Annotated in this window: 20 protein-coding genes and 1 tRNA gene; 8 read left to right on the top strand and 13 right to left on the bottom strand. The window is 46.2% G+C overall.

Annotated features, from left to right (window positions below; all coding sequences use genetic code 11):
- Positions 1-42: 42 nt before the first annotated feature.
- The 6 genes from HC352_RS03375 to dnaG form a co-directional block, all read right to left on the bottom strand.
- Complete coding sequence (locus HC352_RS03375; protein ID WP_168917579.1) at positions 43-540, bottom strand: hypothetical protein; 498 nt, start codon at positions 538-540, stop codon at positions 43-45.
- Positions 521-757 (bottom strand): hypothetical protein, encoded by a 237-nt coding sequence (locus HC352_RS03370; RefSeq protein ID WP_168917578.1) that lies wholly within the window; start codon positions 755-757, stop codon positions 521-523. The genes HC352_RS03375 and HC352_RS03370 overlap by 20 nt, the downstream gene beginning before the upstream one ends.
- Positions 758-778: 21 nt before the next feature.
- Positions 779-1,561 carry a PKD domain-containing protein gene (locus HC352_RS03365; protein WP_168917577.1) on the bottom strand — a complete coding sequence of 261 codons (783 nt, stop codon included), beginning with the start codon at positions 1,559-1,561 and terminating at the stop codon, positions 779-781.
- A 2-nt stretch (positions 1,562-1,563) separates the two neighbouring features.
- Positions 1,564-2,175, bottom strand: coding sequence for a DUF6318 family protein (locus HC352_RS03360; protein WP_168917576.1), 612 nt, complete (start codon positions 2,173-2,175; stop codon positions 1,564-1,566).
- A 177-nt stretch (positions 2,176-2,352) separates the two neighbouring features.
- Positions 2,353-2,426, bottom strand: a tRNA-Ile gene (locus HC352_RS03355).
- 65 nt (positions 2,427-2,491) lie between these two features.
- A complete protein-coding gene (gene dnaG / locus HC352_RS03350) occupies positions 2,492-4,465 on the bottom strand; it encodes a DNA primase (protein ID WP_168917575.1) in 1,974 nt (657 codons plus the stop codon).
- Between the two features lie 67 nt (positions 4,466-4,532).
- Here dnaG and HC352_RS03345 point away from each other — a divergent pair, with 67 nt between their 5' ends.
- On the top strand, positions 4,533-4,871 hold the full coding sequence (locus tag HC352_RS03345; RefSeq protein ID WP_168917574.1) for a rhodanese-like domain-containing protein: 339 nt from the start codon (positions 4,533-4,535) through the stop codon (positions 4,869-4,871).
- 68 nt (positions 4,872-4,939) lie between these two features.
- Here the strand turns inward: HC352_RS03345 and HC352_RS03340 are convergent, their stop codons facing one another.
- The 4 genes from HC352_RS03340 to HC352_RS03325 form a co-directional block, all read right to left on the bottom strand.
- On the bottom strand, positions 4,940-6,598 hold the full coding sequence (locus HC352_RS03340; protein WP_168917573.1) for an ABC transporter permease subunit: 1,659 nt from the start codon (positions 6,596-6,598) through the stop codon (positions 4,940-4,942).
- Positions 6,599-6,611: 13 nt separating this feature from the next.
- Positions 6,612-8,120 (bottom strand): sugar ABC transporter ATP-binding protein, encoded by a 1,509-nt coding sequence (locus tag HC352_RS03335; RefSeq protein WP_168918594.1) that lies wholly within the window; start codon positions 8,118-8,120, stop codon positions 6,612-6,614.
- Positions 8,121-8,214: 94 nt separating this feature from the next.
- Positions 8,215-9,318, bottom strand: coding sequence for a substrate-binding domain-containing protein (locus HC352_RS03330; protein WP_211080708.1), 1,104 nt, complete (start codon positions 9,316-9,318; stop codon positions 8,215-8,217).
- 247 nt (positions 9,319-9,565) lie between these two features.
- Positions 9,566-10,816 (bottom strand): deoxyguanosinetriphosphate triphosphohydrolase, encoded by a 1,251-nt coding sequence (locus HC352_RS03325; protein ID WP_168917572.1) that lies wholly within the window; start codon positions 10,814-10,816, stop codon positions 9,566-9,568.
- 34 nt (positions 10,817-10,850) lie between these two features.
- Between HC352_RS03325 and HC352_RS03320 the strand changes: the two genes are divergently transcribed.
- On the top strand, positions 10,851-11,876 hold the full coding sequence (locus tag HC352_RS03320) for a hypothetical protein (protein WP_168917571.1): 1,026 nt from the start codon (positions 10,851-10,853) through the stop codon (positions 11,874-11,876).
- Between the two features lie 2 nt (positions 11,877-11,878).
- Here the strand turns inward: HC352_RS03320 and dusB are convergent, their stop codons facing one another.
- Genes dusB through HC352_RS03305 form a run of 3 tightly spaced genes read right to left on the bottom strand, consistent with a single transcriptional unit; the run spans position 11,879 to position 15,703 of the window.
- Entirely contained in the window at positions 11,879-13,102 is a 1,224-nt protein-coding gene (gene dusB / locus HC352_RS03315; protein WP_168917570.1) for a tRNA dihydrouridine synthase DusB, read from the bottom strand.
- Positions 13,099-14,319, bottom strand: coding sequence for a YibE/F family protein (locus HC352_RS03310; RefSeq protein ID WP_168917569.1), 1,221 nt, complete (start codon positions 14,317-14,319; stop codon positions 13,099-13,101). The genes dusB and HC352_RS03310 overlap by 4 nt, the downstream gene beginning before the upstream one ends.
- Positions 14,309-15,703: a glycine--tRNA ligase gene (locus HC352_RS03305; protein ID WP_168917568.1), complete on the bottom strand. Its 1,395-nt coding sequence runs from the start codon at positions 15,701-15,703 to the stop codon at positions 14,309-14,311. Before HC352_RS03305 ends, HC352_RS03310 begins: the two co-directional genes overlap by 11 nt.
- Positions 15,704-15,896: 193 nt before the next feature.
- On the opposite strand from HC352_RS03305, the gene HC352_RS03300 reads away from it, so the two are divergent.
- The 6 genes from HC352_RS03300 to HC352_RS03275 are packed head-to-tail and all read left to right on the top strand — an operon-like array spanning position 15,897 to position 19,866.
- A complete protein-coding gene (locus HC352_RS03300) occupies positions 15,897-16,979 on the top strand; it encodes a metal ABC transporter substrate-binding protein (protein ID WP_168917567.1) in 1,083 nt (360 codons plus the stop codon).
- Positions 16,980-16,983: 4 nt separating this feature from the next.
- Complete coding sequence (locus tag HC352_RS03295; protein WP_168917566.1) at positions 16,984-17,706, top strand: metal ABC transporter ATP-binding protein; 723 nt, start codon at positions 16,984-16,986, stop codon at positions 17,704-17,706.
- Positions 17,699-18,580: a metal ABC transporter permease gene (locus HC352_RS03290; protein WP_168917565.1), complete on the top strand. Its 882-nt coding sequence runs from the start codon at positions 17,699-17,701 to the stop codon at positions 18,578-18,580. The genes HC352_RS03295 and HC352_RS03290 overlap by 8 nt, the downstream gene beginning before the upstream one ends.
- A 29-nt stretch (positions 18,581-18,609) precedes the next feature.
- Positions 18,610-19,008, top strand: a complete 399-nt coding sequence (locus HC352_RS03285) for a Fur family transcriptional regulator (protein WP_168917564.1) — start codon at positions 18,610-18,612, stop codon at positions 19,006-19,008.
- Complete coding sequence (locus HC352_RS03280; protein ID WP_211080707.1) at positions 19,008-19,655, top strand: DedA family protein; 648 nt, start codon at positions 19,008-19,010, stop codon at positions 19,653-19,655. Before HC352_RS03285 ends, HC352_RS03280 begins: the two co-directional genes overlap by 1 nt.
- A complete protein-coding gene (locus tag HC352_RS03275) occupies positions 19,639-19,866 on the top strand; it encodes an RNA-binding S4 domain-containing protein (protein WP_168917562.1) in 228 nt (75 codons plus the stop codon). The genes HC352_RS03280 and HC352_RS03275 overlap by 17 nt, the downstream gene beginning before the upstream one ends.
- Positions 19,867-19,896: the final 30 nt, after the last annotated feature.

The following is a 19,896-nucleotide window of genomic DNA, read 5'->3' as shown; positions in this document are numbered from 1 at the left end:
ATCACATGGGGATTTCTCGAAAACATTGATTTTCCGCGGTTTTCACTCATCTAGTCCAACGAGATCTCGAAGCTCAGCTTCGAGCCTACCGATCTCTTTCAAATCTTCTCCCGAGGGTTGTTTATCGACGATAAGTTGCACGAACAAGCTCTCGTCTGCTCTTCGACGAACCTGACCACGGGCAGTTCCACCACTGGGAAGTTCAGCAAAGCCTTGGCACACAATTGAACGTTCTACTCGTTCATGGATCATCGTAAGTAAACTGTCGTTAGCGTCAAGAGCAAACTGTATTTCGATTGGTTCTTGTTGTGAGTCTACAAAAGTCATCGTAAATATTCGCTTCGTTTCATCCCATGCGGCTGTCTCGATTTCGTACCACTCAAACATGTGCTGAATTTTTGCTTCATGAACTATGGCAACACGTGTGGGCCATGCCGCGATCCACGATTCTTCGCCACCTGCTATTTTGGAAGCAGTAATGGGCGAAACTCCCTTATCATCAACAAGATATGTTGGGAATTTACGCTTGATATGAAACATCACTATCTCCTGTTAAAACAACTTCATTAATGCTGTACTCTGGCATGACATTAGTCTCATATTTTGCCGCTTTCTGACCTGCAAAAAATCCACATGCCGCAAGAATAATCCCTGCTATAAGCGCAAGAATTAGGCGCCTGCGCACTACTTTTAGTTTCATTAGCTCATCAGGCGTAAGCTCACGCATTTCTGGTTCAAGCGTTTCATTATCTTCCATGTTCCTATTCATGCACTCAGTCTATCGTGAACGATAGGTGAGTACGGTTTTAGCTTCAACTAGATCTAATTCCTCTCCGATAGCTTGAGTATGCCCAAGATTTGGCAGTTGGAGCCATGGCGCTTTTGGTAGCCGAACATCTACTTTCCAGAATATGTCGAGGCGTGGCGTGTATCGTCCAGATTTTTGATATGCGTGAACAACATCTCCATCAGGCCACTTACCACCCGGACTTTGAGTCGAAAGCTCATTGCCATCGCCAAAATCCCACCGAAAAGATACCGGGGTGAGCCGAAGTGGAATGTTTTCTCCAGCAACCTTAACCGCCGAGACGTGTTCACTTGCGGTACTAAAATAGAACACGTCTTTATTGACCAGGATTGTTCCAGCTGAGGGTTGAACTATGACCTTCCCAGAATCAATAATCTGTGACGCCTGATCATGAACCGCTTGCATTATATCGTCTAGGCTGACGCCATTTTCTTCGCGCTGAGCACATAATTCCTCACGTCTAGCTTCCAATTCACGCACATTACCTATACCCCATCCCGCTTTCAAGGAGGATGGAAATTGCTTACCAGCACAAAAGTCAGCGAGGGTATAGAGTGAAGGAGATTGAGCCAAGACGCTGGTTGTAGGATTTAGATTCTCACCATGACTATTGTGACCCAGAATACTATCTGAGCTCAAAGTAAATTCTTTTTCAGCATGAACTACTACTGTGTCTTCATTAACATCTGCCCATGTATCTGTACCCATCACGAAAAGACACATGAACCCCAAGAATAAGCTTTCACTAGTCATAATTAACCAATTTTGCCTTTGAAACCGGATGGATTTCCTATTTGAAATTGTTTTACTGACCAAGAATTATTCTTTTCAAGAGAAATCACAACATGATACTGACGATCATTTTCCCTTTCATCTGATTCCCCGTACTCAACGACATGTGTACGCTCAATTAAAAATTGAATCTCGTATTTGTCTTTTTCTTCATCCACAATTCCGTTTACTTGATCTATAATTCTCATTTCCCCGTCAATCCAAGCACCAGTTTCGTTTCTTGCTTTAGATGCAGCTAATACTTTCTGACAGAATTCGCACTCCGGAGCGGAATGCTTTTCCCAATAAGACGTGTCTCCTGTTTTAAGCATGTAGGGATAAAACGTGACGAAATGTTGAGCGACCGCAACTGCATCAGTACGTGAATCACCAGTTAGTTCAGGTTCTGCAGGCCGGTCAAGAATCGGCCGTGGTGGAATAATATGCTGTTCAGCTACGATTTCTCTATCTTTTTCTAGCTGGCTCTCAGGTTTCATATCTGCGGAAACACACGATGCTAAAACAACACAGCTGGAAACCAGTACCAGCCCCTTCCATACCTTGCAGAATATACTTTTCGCTGCCTTTTCTCCCATTCCGTTCTACCTCGTTTTCAGCAGATAACAAAAGACTTCAATCGCCTTATATACGTTCGGACAGCACAAATGTAACAATTTTCGTACATCAACGAACAAAGTTATCCACAGCCTTCTGAAAGGCAAGCCGAAATAAGTAAATCCCGCAGTTCAACATAATGCGAACTGCGGGATTCGTGCCCCCGGCAGGACTTGAACCCGCGACCAAAGAATTATGAGTTCCCTGCTCTAACCAGCTGAGCTACAGGGGCGACGAACACAATCGTACCTAAAAGTTAGCCAGAATCGAAAATCTAGCCCATAATCACTTTATATCTCACAGAGTATCTTCTTCGTCATATGCACGCCGAGCAGCTTCCAAGCGCATCAACACTTCAAAAAGTTCTTCTTGCTGCGGAGAATCACTATCGAGAGATTGCATATGTCTGCGAACATCTGCAATCTGCTGAGTAATACCCTGACGAATCAGCGAGACGATAATCCCGCGCACATATGGCCAGGATTCTCTCCCACCGTTTTCCGGTAATGGCGCAACTGTCAGCTGACGGATTGCTCCCTTAACTAGCTCATCAGCATTGCTTTCTACCTGCTCCACATACCACGCACTGGCTCGAATTGACGCCGCGTTCTCATCCATACCAGAGTTCTTTAATGTTGTGAATCTATCATCGTAAGCGGCTACACCTCCCACTGCATTAATAGCATCAAAAATACTTTGATGGATCGGCGTGCGAAATGTCCGAGACGGAATCTGGTCAGCATGTGCAACATGAGCCATTCCAGGAAGCTGTAGCATAACTTCTAAGGCTTGCCGTTCGATCCGCATAACAGGATCCCGTAGTTGCTCTCTCGGTTCAAGAATCGGCCGTGGGAGAGGCTCTTCAACCCGCTCAATACGTTGCGAATTAGCATATACCGCTCGCCCAGCTTGGCGCACAGAATCACGTACAAGTGCCTCATCCAAGCCCAACCAGCCCGCCAGTTGGCGGGAGTATTCAGACTGCAAGACTCGATCCCGAATTTGAGAGACAATCGGCGCAGTAGCCCGTAATCCAGCAGCACGCCCTTCAGCAGAATTTAGTGGCAATTCTTTAAGAATTGACCGGATCACAAACTCAAAAAGAGGTTTACGATTAGCAACAAGTTGACGAACAGCCTCATTTCCTCCAGCCATTCGCAAATCACACGGATCCATGCCGTTTTCCGACACAGCTACAAATGTCTGCGCAGCAAAACTCTGATCTTCTTGGAATGCACGCAAAGCAGCTTTTTGACCTGCAACATCGCCGTCGAACGTAAAAATAACTTCTCCGCCAAAAGCATGTCCGTTACTCATCATCACGCCAGCAGCTGGATTCGCTGAATCTCCCATCAACCGCCTAACAATTTTGACGTGTTCGGAACCGAAAGCAGTACCACACGTTGCGACCGCATTAGTCACACCCGCTAAATGAGCAGCCATAACATCGGTATAGCCTTCGACGACGACGATAGTTCGTTGTGTTGAAATCTCTTTTTTAGCCATATCTAAGCCATATAAAACACCAGATTTTTTATAAATCATCGTCTCTGGCGTATTGAGATATTTCGGGCCTTGATCACTATCCAATAGTTTTCGAGCACCAAACCCAATGGGATCGCCTGTTATCGATCGGATTGGCCACATGACACGGCCACGGAATCGATCATAAAGCCCCCGTGTTTTTTGCGATGCTAAGCCCGAAGCAATAATTTCTTTATCGGAAAATCCGCGGCGTCGCAATTCAGTTAACAATCCATCCCACGAATCTGGAGAATAACCGACACGAAAGTCAGCAATAGCTTGGTCATCAAAACCGCGGGCAGCCAACATATCCCGGGCCGGTTGACCAGCCGGTGTCGCTAGTTGTTGAACATAGAATTCCTCTGCAACACGGTGAGCATCAATTAGTCTCGCGCGTGTGACATCACGTGGCCGTGAATCGTCGCGGTTAGGACGCCCACTATCTTCGTATTCAATAACAATGCCAGCTTTTCTAGCGAGAAACTCGATGGCTTCAACGAATGAAACGTGTTCTATTTTTTCAATGAAAGAAATCGCGTCCCCGCCTTGGCCGCAACCAAAGCAGTGCCAACGATTCACATGCGGACGGACGTGGAAAGACGGTGTTTTTTCATCATGAAACGGGCATAGCCCTTTCATTGACCCTACACCCGCTGTTTTTAAAGTCACATACTCACCAACGATATCTTCAATCCGTGTTTTATCACGAACATCGTCAATCACTGATCGTTTTATCATTCCGCCCATGGCTCTAGTTTAGCTGGCTGTGTCAAGTATGAACATAGAAGAGGTGTTCGCTAATACAATAAAAGGTATGGGCTTTTTTGATTTCATATTTCCAAACGGCAAGTCACCGCAAATTACTACCGCACAAGCGATGCAAGAGCACGCAGATGGCGTACGGATAATTGATATCCGTGACATTATTGAATGGAATAAAGGACACATTCCAACAAGTGAGCATATTCCCCAAGCCAAGCTAATGCGTCCAGATTCGGGATTGACTACCAATGAGCGCCTGATTCTAGTGTGTTCCAATGGAGTGCGTTCACTATCGGCAGCTGAAAGAATGCGACGTTCTGGATTTGACGTAACCTCAGTTCACGGTGGGTTAGATAGTTGGAAACGTTCCGGATTCCCTTTTGATAAATAATTTAATTCCCAGTAAAAATATGGATGGCCTGCACGTTATGTGTAGGCCATCCATATTTCCTTGACAAATTACTTCTTTTGAACGTATTTCAAGGAGTCCAATGTAACTGCAGCAAGAATAATAATGCCTTCGAATACGAACTGGAGGTTAGTATCAATACCTAAAATCGTTAACGAATATGTCAGACCAGTAAAGATCATAACACCAGTAACAACTCCAGAAATTTTACCGATACCACCGGTAAAAGATACTCCACCAACCACACATGCGGCGATTGCGTCCATATCCCAGCCTTGACCGTAAGCCGCCGAACCAGAACCAAACATACGTGCTGCTTCAAGCCATGATCCAAAACCATACAAGATTCCAGCAAGGATAAAAGCCCCCATAGTTACTTTGAAAACAGAAATGCCAGAAACCGCTGCTGCTTCTGGATTTCCACCAACGGCGTACAGGTTCTTGCCAAAAGTTGTTTTATTCCAAATAAACCAAACAACAACGGTGGCAGCAATTGCCCACAAAATAATAGTCGGGAAACCAGAGATATTTGGAACAATCATTTTTGGAATATCTGACTCAATAGCACCAAAGCTTACCCCCTTGGTTGCATAAGTTACTAAGCCAAAAATAATGAGCATATTAGCCATCGTCGAAACGAAAGGATGCATTTTAAATCTAGCGGTAAAGAAGCCAGCAACCATTGTAAATGCTGTTGTAGCGATAATACAGGCAATAAGTGCAAAGATGATACGGCCACCAACTGGGATCCCGGTGAAGTCAAAAGCATGCCCAAATACGCTACCCGTATTTGGTCCTTTATGCATGATAACAGTAGCAATAACCATGCCCATTCCGACCATACGTCCAATAGACAAATCGGTTCCGGTAAGCAAAATTAGCCCGGCTACTCCAAGCGCGAGGAACATGCGTGGCGATGCCTGCTGCAAAATATTTAAGATATTTTGAGTGGTGAAGAGATCTACACCTTTAGTCACCGGAGCGAGAACCGCCATTGCAATAAAGATCAATACAATAACGATATACAATCCGTTTTTAAGCAAGAATTGCCGCCGGTTAAACGAATAACGATAATTCTCAATCTTTTGCGACAACGATTGTTTAAAAGAGAAATTCGAATTACGCAATAGGTCGATCATATGATACTTTTCGGCGACTGCTGCATGACGCCGATCTTTTGCGGCTTGCAAACGATGTTGCATAGAAACTTTTGCATCATACTGTTTATTCTTAAAGACCATCTCTTCATCTTTAAGCTCTTGCTTAAGATCAATCGTCGGATTCTTTCGAAGTTCCGCTACTGCTTGTTCATGCTCTTTTTTGATAAGAGCAAGTTGGCGTTGATATTCTGCCTTTGCTTCTTTCTTTTCAGCTTCGACGCTTAATTCAACTTCATTCAGGTACTGCTTATCAAAATTCTCGTCAATATATTTTTCTGCTTTAGCAACCAATTCATTAATTCGTGAGCGATTAGCTGCCTGAACACGTTTAGCTTCTACTAAAGCAGCTTCATCTTGACGACGTAGCTGGACACGTTCTTCTTTTGATAGTGTCCGGTCATTTTTCATATTACGAAGTTGGTGTTGTAGCCGAGTTGCTTTCGTGGTGCCATCTTCACGCAAAGCATCTATTTCAGCTTGGATTTTGCCCACATATTCTTTAATCGGAGCGAGAAGTTCTTCTTCCTTCTCATAGGTTAGGATGCTCATTGCCTTCCCTTTCTTACAGATACTTTGCGCTCAGTCGCAAGAGCTCTTCTTGGTTAGTCTCTTTTGTTGTGACGATTCCTGCCAAACGTCCGGCAGACATAACGCCGATACGATTAGTAATTCCCAAAATTTCTGGCATCTCCGAGCTAACAAGGATCACTGTCTTTCCCCGCTTAGCCATCTGGATAATCAGCTCGTATATTTCATACTTCGCTCCAACATCAATACCTCGTGTTGGCTCGTCCATCATGAAAACTTTAGGTTCCCGCTCTAACCAGCGACCAAAAATAACTTTTTGCTGGTTTCCACCAGAAAGAGCTGAAATTAATTCATCTGGACCAGTAGTTTTCGTATGCATAGTACGAATTTCAGAGACTGTTGCTGCTTGCATCTTACGATCTGACAGTGCAATATTCTTCTTGTAAGCTGGCAAGTTAGCAATCGTTGTATTGAACGTGAGATCACCTTTAAGAAATAATCCATCTGCTTTTCGTTCTTCGGTAATTAACGCAAAACCAGAATCAATAGCTTCCCGAGGATTATTAAAGTTCATCAACTTGTCACGATAATACACTCGGCCAGTCGCTCGGGTTCGAACGCCAAAAATAGTTTCGAGTAACTCAGTTCTTCCAGCACCAACCAAGCCATATAATCCAAAGATTTCTCCTTCACGTACTTTGAAAGAAATATCATTTATATATGGCGCATATTTTGTTGATAAATGGCTAACCGTAAGGATTGGTTCTCCTGGGTTATTGTCGACTTCAGGATAACGATTGTCGAGAGAACGGCCAACCATCGCAGTAATCAACTCGTTCATATTAGTGTCAGCAGTATCTTTTGTCATTACCAGCTTGCCATCGCGAAGGACGGAAACCTGATCACATATTTCAAAGATTTCATCCATTTTATGCGAGATATACACTAACGAAATACCACTATCACGTAGCTTACGCATCATCTCAAACAGTTTGCGAACCTCAGGTTCAGTTAATGATGAGGTTGGCTCATCAAGCACAATCACCTGAGAATGGTACGAAATAGCTTTCGCGATTTCGCACATCTGCCGTTGAGAGACTGACATTTTTCTCATTGGCTGAGTTAAGTTAACGGTCATTCCTAGCTGACGGAATAGGTCAGCTGCCTCACGACGCATGCGTGCTTCGTCAATTGTCCCTAATGAAGTTTTAGGGTATCGCCCAAGAAAAAGATTATCGACAACCGAACGTTCTAACGCTTGATTCAATTCTTGATGAACCATAGCAATTCCATTTTCAAGGGCTTCCTTCGGCCCTGAAAATGATACTGGATGGCCGTCAAGAGTAATTTCTCCTTCATCTTTTTGATAAGTACCAAAAAGACATTTCATCATTGTAGATTTGCCAGCGCCATTTTCACCCATCAAACCAATAATGGATCCACGCTTAACATCAAAATCGATATGTTCAAGTACACGATTACGACCGAACGATTTTGACATACCACGAATTGTCAAAACTACATCATCAGTGCCTGTTACCATAACATTCTTTCTTTCTCGGATTGGAGCAATCAAAGATACTCTCCGATTGCCCCAATCCATTGCTTCTTAGCTTCAGCTATTTGTTCGCTAAAAACTACTGAGTAAGAAGTGAGGTGTAGGACGATGCGTTATCGGTCTTCACCATATTGATTGCGAATGCATCATAGGAACCAGGGTTACCCAACCGGTTTGTGATGTTAGATTCGGTCTGGCCGTCACCACCGATGTATTCCACGTCGAGGTTTAGGAGCTTATCGTACTTTTGCAACAGCGGCTGGTAGGTTGAACCCAGGAAGTTATCTGCCGAATTGTAGATATCTAGCCATACCTTCTTCGTATCAGCTGTTACTTGGTTACTAACTGGCTTGTAAGTAACAGTTGAGTCTAAGAAGTCCTGATAATTATCGGCATTGACTGCAACATTCAAAGCATAGAAAGAACGCTCTTCTTCAACGTACTTGTAGTCTTGATCAGACAAAACATTGCCTGCTTCATCAGCCTTCGCGATACCTTCCATGACATCCTTGCCATCGAGAGCATTACGTAAAACACGCAATGTCAAATATGCTTGAACGTCAGCATGCTGAGAAATAGTTCCACCGTACCCATCAGCAATAGCAGCTACCGCGTCGGAGTTTGCGTCGTAACCAAAGGTTGGCACTTTCTGCGCCTTGGACCACTTATTGAACATAGCCATACCCATGCCGTCATTATTAGAAATGACAAGATCAATATCATCGCCAAACTTACCGCTCCATGCGGTGATGGTATCGCCAGCAGTACCTGCATCCCATGTTGCTCCAGCACCAGTCTTCATTTCCTTAGAAGCTAGCTCAACAACTTTAAAGCTTCCTAAGGTTCCTTCTTTTACAGCGTTAGCATTGGTTTCTGTTGGGTCAGATAGGATACTGCCGCCTTCTTCAACTGCTGTATTAAGCGCTTTTCGAACACCGCGCGTACGGGCAATAGAATCATTATGCCCAACATCGCCAATAGCTAGGACATAACCAATCTTGCCGTCACCATTGCGGTCAATGGTGTCCTTATGCTTTTCAATAAATTCGGCAACCATCTGCCCTTGCAACTCGGCACCTTGAGATGCGTCAAAGCCAACATAATACGTATTTTCGTTGAAATTAAGTGCCTCTTTATCAAGATCGCCAGTGGAAGAATTTGATGGTTGGCGGTTGAACCACACAAGGGGTTTTGGCTATTTTCAACGCTTGAGGAAGCACCCGAATCTGCTGTTCCCCCACTACAAGCTGACAATGCCATAAGCGTTCCGAGCGAAATTGCTAAAGATTTCTTAATGTTCTTCATCGTGAACCTTTTCTATAGTCTCCATTGACTTTCTAGCGCGATCAGCACACGACATTATGTGCATCATTGCTACCAGCAGTACAAAGAATACATTTAGATGTTCATCACAGCAACAGGAAAATGCCTTAGTTTCGCAACATCCCACAATAGCGAGAATGCCACTGCCGCGCAGATTGATCAGTCAAGGAAGCAATCTGGTCAATGATGACGCGCAGACGTTGTTTTTCATCTGCTGCTTGACGCCATAATTCCACAAATATCGGCTCCATACGGTGCGCTGGATCTTCCACGATTGCATCCATGAGATCGAAAAGAATTGTTCGCTGCTCAAAATATGGTGCCTCTTTTTCCCGAGGGGCCATAACGTAATGAACTGCCACGCCTTTAACAAATAAGATTTCTAATGCAGTTAACCGCGGGACAACGACATTGCCGGTATAGCGCATCAATGCTTGGGGATGTTGTTCCTGCGTCGCCTCAGTCACTGACGAAATAAAACGTCCAATTAGATCCGAGGTGTAATCTTTTAAACCCGCCATATCCCGTTGAGAACCGGAGTATTCAAGTGGCCAAGCAAGCATATTTAACACTCGCACGCCGGCCGCTCCCAGCTCATCTGCAGTACAATCTGGCTTATACCAAGCAAGTGTAGAATCAACTACGCGAGTAATTTCTGCATCGTTACTAGCGGCTAAAATATGCGGAGATACATAGCCAGAGAAAACACCATCTTCAACATCATGCACTGAATAGCCGATATCATCCGCTAAATCCATCATTTGCGCTTCTGCTGAACGTCGTAACCCATAATCTTGATGTGCCCATCGAAATGCGGCGACGTCGTCATCATAAGCACCAAACTTTGGCGACTTCCTTCCTTGTGGACCAGCAAAACGCGTCCAAGGGTATTTTACTGTTGCATCTACTATCGCCCGGGTGAGATTTAAGCCAGCAGGCTGGCCATCCGGATGGAAACGTTTCGGTTCAAGACGTGTCAAAATACGCAAAGTTTGCGCGTTACCTTCAAAACCGCCAAATGACTGAGCAAGTTCGTCAAGTGCTTTCTCTCCATTATGGCCATATGGTGGATGACCTAAATCATGGCATAAACATGCCGTTTCAACGACGTCTTCGTCAGCACCAAGATTCTTTGCAAGCGACCTACCAACTTGCGCAACCTCTAACGAGTGCGTGAGCCTGGTACGTATAAAATCATCTGATTCTGGGCCCATAACCTGAGTTTTAGCTCCCAATCGGCGCAAAGCAGCCGAATGCAAAACGCGTGCACGATCGCGTTCAAAATCTGTACGGGCAGAACTTTTAGTTCCTTCACTTACCCAACGCTCTTTATCACTTGCGGTGTAGGCTTGAATCACGTAACTACCCTACCTCTCAGGATGCTATAAAACTATGGGCAACACTACGATGACCGCAGGTGAGATACCTACCACGCCGCTTGCTGAATCAGTCACCGTAATTCACCGAGATTCGGGCACAACCCACGCGTGGGCAAAACACTCCGTCTGGTATCACGCAACCCCGTCTGAAACATCATCATCGGACGCCGTTCGTGATCTTATTTCTTATGTTAGCCGGTTAGGAGTCAATGTCCTAACACTGCCTGCTCATATCACTCCCTACCCGATTTCTGATTCAATTCACCGTGCTCAAAAACGCGGCCTGCGGATCTTACCCAATATCGCTGATTCACATGTCGCACCAGAAGTCATTGACCAATGGCTAGCTGAAGGTGCCTGGGGAATCGAATTGGGGTTGCATCATCTCAAGGAACATATCACAACCGTCAACGACTTAACTCTTGGCCAAATACAAGCTAAAGTTTCCCTTGCCCACCCAGATTCAGTATTGTCGTTAGGACTGTGGGATGACGATGCAGAAAAGTTTGACGAACTCTCTAACCAAGTACACGATGCCTACGTCCATATCGTACGTAGCCGCCCGCTAGCTCTGCCGCTAACTATTGACAACATAGCCCCACAACTTGTTGATCTTTATCGTCTTTTCGAGTCTACCGGTACACTACCAGCATGGGATTTATCAGCTCCGGCAATCCATACAGCAAGCAGCTATCTTTCACCAGCTGGCATCGTGCTTTTAACACTAGCTCTCCCCGGATTAATTCACATTGACCAGCAGAGTATAACTATTCCTCCGGCGCCTCGCCATATTTTACGACTCCGAAATGCCTACTATTTGGCAAATTCGAGTCTTGCGATCGACCGTCGCCAACTCCAAAACGGTATACTGCGTATGTTCGTCGATACCATTGAGGTAAGAATGAACTTTGGGTCTCACAACGAGCCACTGCCTACTGACGGAAGCGTTCTTGCTATGTCCCACCAAAAGCCAAGTCAATCCCCGAATGACGATCTTTACTTACCTTCCGGCGAGGTAGCTTGGATTAAACTACGTTAGCTTTAACCACCAGAAACATTGACTTCAGCTTCGTGAATCTTCGCTTCTTGCTCTGCGGATAATGCGTGAGAATCCAACCAAAATTCTGGAAGATGAGGACGCTTGGCACTCCCCGCTCGGCCTCGTGGCCCTTCGGCTGCTTGCGGATAAGCTTGATCCAGATCTAACGTATCGAGTAGTTCACGCAACTGCTCTACTGATTCAATCAGCCCTAATTGGTGACGCATCTGCCCGCCAACAGCAAACCCTCGCAAATACCACCCGACATGTTTACGTAATTCCCGCATCGCCCGATGTTCATCATTAAAATGCAGAACCGAGAGCTCTCCATGACGAACAATAATATTAGCGACTTCGCGCAATGAAGGCCGATAACGGGCCGATGAACCATACGAAGCCGCAACTAAATCATAAAACAGCCATGGGCGCCCTTGGCATCCGCGTCCCACGCTCACTCCATCAGCGCCCGTCATCTCGATCATCGAGACAGCATCGTCAACACCAAAAACATCCCCATTACCAAACACCGGCAATGTCGTTAACTCTTTTAGCTCACTAATAAACTCCCAACGAGCTTTTCCAGAATAATGTTGCTCAGTTGTCCGTGCATGAAGAGTTAATCCAGATATTCCAGCGTCCTCACTCATCTGCGCCACTTCACGAAATGTTTGATGATCATCATCAATACCAATACGGAATTTTGCCGTCACCGGCACCGTAAAATCCCGCCCACTGTCACGCGATGCACGATGTGCAGCCTCAACAGCGCCAGTAACAATACGAGAAAAAAGATTATGTTTCCAAGGAAGTGCCGATCCCCCACCTTTACGAGTTACTTTCGGTACCGGACAGCCAAAATTCAAATCGATATGATCAGCCCAACGATCACGAACCAGAATCTCTACAGCAGCTGCAATGCTTGTTGGTTCAACGCCATAAAGTTGAATCGAACGAACCGGATCAGCCGGATCAGGTTGGATCATTGTCAGAGTTTCTCGGTTCTGCTCAATAAGCGCACGCGATGTGATCATCTCACATACATACAGTCCGGCATAGCTTTCCGTCCCATTCGTATGACCGTTATCTGCAATATCTAACCCCGCAGCTCGGGCACCTGCTTCACCAAATTCTCTGCATAGCTGTCTAAAAGGCGGGTTAGTTACCCCAGCCATGGGAGCCAAAATAACTGGCGACGCTAACGAAATATCACCAATACGAACTGTCATATCGTCGCCACTTCCCGGTTTTTCGCGGGTGCCACTGGTGCAAACATTGCGGCAATCGCCGTCGTCATTGGAATAGCCAGCACTAAACCGATAGAGGCAACCAAGGTTCGCACGATTTCTTCAGCAACCTGACCAATCATCAAAAAGTCCACAAAACCTCTATCGATAAGAGCGGCACTCATCAACAATGGAAGCGCCGAACCAACATAAGCGAAAGCTAATGTATATACGGTTGACGCGATATGATCACGCCCAATAATCATAGCTTGGCCAAATATTTTAGTACGTCCAGCACTCGGATTCGCCGCATGCAATTCCCATACTGTGGACACTTGAGTAATCGTCACATCATTAAGTGCACCAAGACCGGCCAAAATCATTCCGCACAATAAAATCTGATTCATCTGCAGATAATCAAGCTGGCCATATAACGCAATGGATTCTTCGCCTGACGTACCAGTAAGATTTGCGTAATCGATAACAATCCAAGCAATAATACCAGTGATAATCAGACCACCGAGCGTTCCCAAAACTGCCGTCGTCGTACGAATTGAAACTCCATGCGCCAGATAGATAGATGTGAACATCATAGCCGCTGCACCCACTAAAACAACAAGGAGTGGCGACTTTCCAATCATAAGAGCGGGCAGCATGAAAAATCCAACAACGGCTAATGAGACTCCTAAGCCCAAAAGTGCAGCTAAACCTTTACCGCGTGCTACCACTCCTACGACGAAGACATAGCCTGCTATCAGCAGCCATACCGGCGTTGTACGAACAAAATCGATAAAAATATATGGCGTATCAGTACTAACAAGTCCAGGTGAGAACAATGCTTTAACACGGTCACCGATGTCAAGCCCATTTTTAATGTACTCATAAGGAACATGGACACCCACTTCCACCCCATCAACAATCATAGTCACCGGCGTTTGACGACTTTGATCCGTTTTCCCAATAGAGGCGATTTCACCAATAACTTGTTCCACACCAGCGTCAAATTCGGGACGGGAACCAACTGGAGTCTGCCCCGTAGGCCACAACAAAAACAAGCCAAGAACAGTCAGCAACGCGAGCGGTATAACAATACTCGCAAGCAGAACGCTCACTCGACGTCGATCTGCTGAAGAAAGATTCAAGTTCGCAGAGTGAGTGTGCACATGAGAATGGCTGGTGGAACGTTGCGCTCCACCAGCCACAGAGTCATTAGCAGCCAATGAGTTTACCTGCGAGGTGAGACTCAACGTCTGCGATTGGGATACGGATTTGTTCCATGGTATCCCGATCACGGATTGTGACTGCATGATCTTCTAAAGAATCGAAGTCAACAGTGATGCAGTAAGGCGTACCAATTTCGTCTTGTCGGCGGTAACGGCGACCCACTGCTCCTGCATCGTCAAATTCAACATTCCAGTGCTTTCGAAGGCTGGCAGCCAATTCGCGGGCTACTGGGGAAAGATCAGCTGAACGTGACAAAGGCAGAACTGCCACCTTAACTGGAGCAAGGCGCGGATCAAGCTTGAGAACAACTCGCTTATCAACGCCACCCTTGGTGTTTGGAGCTTCGTCTTCGGTGTATGCTTCAGTCAAGAAAGCCATCAACGAGCGGGTCAGCCCGGCCGAAGGCTCGACAACGTATGGCGTGTAACGTTCGCCTGTTGCTTGATCAAAATATTCCAGTTTCTTTCCAGAAGCTTCGGAGTGGGAGGAAAGATCAAAGTCAGTGCGGTTGGCAATGCCTTCTAGCTCGCCCCAATCTGAACCTTGGAAACCAAAGCGGTATTCAATGTCAACAGTACGCTTGGAATAATGCGAAAGCTTTTCTTGCGGATGCTCATAGAGACGCAAATTATCCCGTGAAATGCCGAGATCTTCGTACCAGTCAAGGCGAGCATCGATCCATGATTGATGCCACTCTTCGTCTTCCCCAGGCTTGACGAAGTACTCAATTTCCATCTGCTCAAATTCACGAGTGCGGAAAATGAAGTTTCCTGGCGTAATTTCGTTACGGAAAGACTTACCAACTTGAGCGATACCAAATGGTGGCTTCTTACGTGAAGCGGTCAATACGTTAAGGAAATTAACAAAAATGCCTTGTGCGGTTTCTGGGCGCAGGTAGTGCAAGCCCTCTTCGTTATCAACTGGGCCGAGGAATGTCTTGAGTAGACCAGAGAATGGCTTAGATTCAGTCCATTGACCGCGCGTACCACAATTTGGGCAGGCAATCTCAGACATGGAAACGTCTGCTTCAGCGATCCCCTTCTTCTCGGCGTATTGCTCGATAAGATCGTCTTCGCGTAGTCGCTTATGGCACTGCTGGCATTCAATGAGCGGATCAGAGAAGGTGGCAACGTGACCGGAAGCCACCCATACTTCACGCGGCAAAATAATAGAGGAATCCAAACCCACCATGTCTTCCCGACCGGTCACATTTGTTTTCCACCATTGGCGCTTAATGTTTTCCTTTAGCTCTACGCCTAGCGGACCGTAATCCCAAGCGGAACGAGTTCCGCCGTATATCTCACCGGCAGGAAAAACGAATCCACGTCGTTTAGCGAGAGAAATAACATTATCTAGTCGCGATGGGGCCTTCTTGGCCATGCGGCTACTCCTTTCAGATGTCTGCATCTGGATGATGCAGTTATAAGTTCGTTTCTCTATTCTACGTGGATTACGTTTCTTTATCTTCACGCATAACGATCATTTTGCGACTAGCAAAGTTAAAGGGGCCACATTTACAGTTATCAGGCAACCCTTTGGTGACAATTGTTCTCAACTAGGATTGAATATATTTATGATCATGAAAAACAATCGAGTATCTATGCTCAGTAAAATACTTGCTATCACAAGTGCTTCAGCTTTTGCCCTCATCGGATGTTCTGACGCCACTCCCTCATCTTCCAAAGCTTCCACCGCAAACGCAAAAGTCTCGGTAACAACCAGCTTCTACCCGTTGACGTTTCTCGTTAATGAAATTGGTCAAGACCATGTTGAGATTACTGATTTAACTCCTCCGGGTGCAGATGCTCATGGCGTTGAGTTATCTCCGAAAGAAATTGCGGATATGCAAAAGTCTGACGTTGTTTTCTATTTAGCTAAACTCTCACCAGCAATTGACGACGCTGTGGCATCTGCGAAAATTGATGCAATCAACATTGGCGAGTTTGTTAATTTGTTGAAGAACGAAGAGACCGGCGGGGAGCATGCCCATGACGAGCACGCAGACGACGACGAGCACGCAGACGACGAGCACGCAGACCACGACGAGCACGCAGACGACGACGAGCACGCAGACCACGACGAGCACGCAGACGACGACGAGCACGCAGACGACGACGAGCACGAACATGATCATGGAATCTATGATCCGCATTTCTGGACTGACCCTGAGCGCATGGCAGACGCTGCACAAGCCATCGCTAAGACGCTTGAAGAAAAAGACCCGGCGCATGCGGACGACTACCAAGCAAACGCCAAATCCATCGTCACTCGACTAACCGACCTAGACGAGAAATTCTCTCAAACATTCAGTGGTACGTGTGAAACAAAGTCTTTCGTCGTCACCCACGCCGCATTCGGATACCTTGCGCACGAATACGGGCTGAAGCAAATCGGCGTAGCTGGCATCGACCCCGAATTCGAGCCATCCCCAGCACGTATTGCTGAAGTGAAAACGCTGGTTGATGAAGAAAAAATCAATACAATCTTCACTCCCACCACCGGAGAAACGAAGGTTGCACAAACAGTGGCTAAAGAGACCGGCGCACAATTTGCCATCCTCGATGTAGCAGCCACCGCCAATGGTTCAACTGACTATATCGGTATGATGGAAAAGAACTTAACCGCTCTGTCCAATTCAATGAGATGTACGAAGTAATACAATGATCACTCCTGCCGTTAGCGTCCATGATCTACATGTGGCATTAGATGGAAAACCTATCCTGCATGGTATTGATCTGGAGATCAAGACCGGATCAACAGTTGCGATTTTGGGCGCTAACGGTTCGGGAAAATCAACATTTATTCGTGCCCTCGTTGGTGCGATCCCCCATAGTCGCGGAACAATAGAAATATTTGGTGATCCCCTGGGCAGTAAAGCTCCATGGAGCCGAATCGGTTACGCTCCTCAGCGAGTCACCCAAGCTGCTAGCGTTCCTGCAACCGCATTAGAAACAGTCATGTCTGGCCTGATTTATGGTTGGCACTTTCGGTATCCAGCTGGGGCTCAGGATCGTGCATTAGAAGCACTGACTACTGTGGGATTGGCGCATCGGGCACATGAGTCAGTCCAAACATTTTCTGGCGGGCAACAGCAACGTATTCTTATTGCACGAGCACTTGTGCGCGATCCTGATCTACTTGTTCTTGATGAGCCTTTTGCAGGAATCGATTCAGAATCTCGAAAACACATTATTGACACCTTGATAACTCTGCGTTCTCGCGGAAAAACGATTGTCATGGTTCTGCACGATATTTATAACCTCGATACTATAATTGACTCAACTCATATCGTATCTCAAGGCCGACTAGCTCCTACCGTTGCTCCTTTACACAACGTTCATCCTGATCCGCTTGCATGTGAATGCGAGGACACCCATGCTTGATTTCTTATCTTCACCTTTGATGGTTCGTGCACTTATTGTTGCCGTGCTCGTTGGTCTCTCAGCCCCTATTGTTGGCACCTATCTCGTCCAACGCCGGCTAACATTATTAGGTGACGGCATCGGGCATATTGCCCTCACCGGCGTTGCGTTAGGCTGGCTAGCAGCCAATGCCGCAGAGGCAACAAATCGGGACGCGTGGGCAGTTCCAGGTGCAATTATCGCATCTATCCTTGGCACCCTTTTAATCGAATGGATGAGGAATCATGGGCACTCATCAGCTGATGTTGCCTTAGCCCTCGTTTTTTATGGTGGAATAGCTGGCGGAGTTATTCTCATCGGGATTGCCGGTGGAACCACATCAAACCTTACGTCATACCTTTTTGGTTCAATCTCAACAGTGACCGAGCTTGATGTTTTACTGACAGTTGTTTTGTGCCTAGTCATTATGGGCGTTGGATTAGGCTTGCGTCCTGCTCTCTTCGTCCTGTGTCACGACGAAGAACACGCTCGTGCTAGCGGACTTCCAACAGTTTTCTTATCCGCGCTTATCGCCGTAACAGCTGCACTCACTGTATCTGTGGCGATGCGCGTTGTGGGCGCATTGCTGGTATCTGCATTAATGATTATTCCAGTTGCAATATCGCAAATTCTTACCCATTCGTTTAGACATACCATGCACCTTGCAATGGCGATCGGCGTAGTGGTTGCTATTAGTGGACTCATAACCACCTACTACTATCCATGGTCTCCCGGGGCAACTATCGTTTTGTACGCTGTCAGCCTGTATCTTCTTGTCGCTATCTTCCGACCGGCTATACTTAAGTTATTAGGCACACAAGAGCCATCGAGGTATCCATTGATGCACCACAAGTGACGTGTATCTAATCGCTTAAAGGGGTCATAATGCAACGCATGACGAAACAACGTCAAGCTATTTGGGAACTCTTGCGTACTGAAAATAATTTTCTTTCTGCGCAAGAAGTTCACGACATCCTGGAAAAATCGGGCGAAGCAATTGGCCTTGCCACGGTGTATCGAAATCTCCAAGCTCTCGCGGCAAGCGGGGATGTCGATGTTTTACGGTTAGAGAATTCTGAAACACAGCTTTTCCGGTTCTGTGCAGAAACTTTCCATCACCACCATATGGTATGCCGTTCGTGTGGAAAAACAGTCGAGATTTCTGGGTCCGGGATTGAAGAATGGGCTGATGGTGTTGCTAGTCAACACGGTTTTACCCGTGTATCACACTCTTTCGAGATATTCGGACTGTGCGCCGAATGTTCCACAAAAGACACAAAATAATGGAAAACATAGTGTCATACCTATCGGACTTTCTCTCCCATGGTCCTTTCATTATCGTCTTTTCGTTTTTATGCGTCGTTATTTTTTTCCGGGCCCAAGGAACGTATTGGCTGGGTCGCTGCGTTGCTTACATTGTCTATAGCAAGGTTGTAGGTGATCCACGACGAGGGCTTTGGTCGCAGCGTTTTGAAGCTTGGCTAACCTCTGAACGGATTGTACGTGGTATCGACGCTGTTCAACGACGTGGCTGGCCCGTTGTCACTTTCTCGTTTCTCACTGTTGGATTCCAAACAATTGCTCTACTATCTTCCGGAATTCTTCGGATGCCGTGGACCGTTTTTACTGCGGCTATGATTCCTGGAGGGCTGGCCTGGGCGACAATTTACGCCACCATTGGATGGACCGTCTGGAAAGCTGCTATGGCTTCTGTTACCGGTTCACCGTGGAGCCTTCTGATGATCATCGCAATCCTTGGAGTCTATAGTGTTTTTGTCATTCGGCGTAAACGCGCTGGAGATGACATCATAAACGAGGTAGCTAAAGAAAATGACGTCTCTCCTAGTCCTTTAGGAGATCTTGCTGATGCACTTGCCGAAGATCCAACGTCCATATCACCGAATGGAGAAACTCATGACAGAAGAATTTGATGTCCGCTTGCCCATCCAGCTTGGCCAATTTGTTAAACTTGCTGGATTGACGGAAACGGGTGGACAGGCCCGAGAAGTCATACAAGAAGGTTTCGTTCGAGTTAATGGTCAGGTTAATACACATCGTTCTGCCAAGCTCAATGACGGTGATCTTGTTGAAGTGGCATATCCCGGCGGTCCTCGAATGCGCGCCCGGGTCTGCCAAGCTTAAGACTTACGCGTAGCAAATTAACGCCACAAT

The sequence above is a fragment of the Arcanobacterium buesumense genome, assembly GCF_012563545.1.
Taxonomy (GTDB): domain Bacteria; phylum Actinomycetota; class Actinomycetes; order Actinomycetales; family Actinomycetaceae; genus Arcanobacterium; species Arcanobacterium buesumense.
The sequence above is the reverse complement of the archived record's forward strand: the minus strand, read 5'-3'. Positions and strand labels throughout refer to the sequence as shown.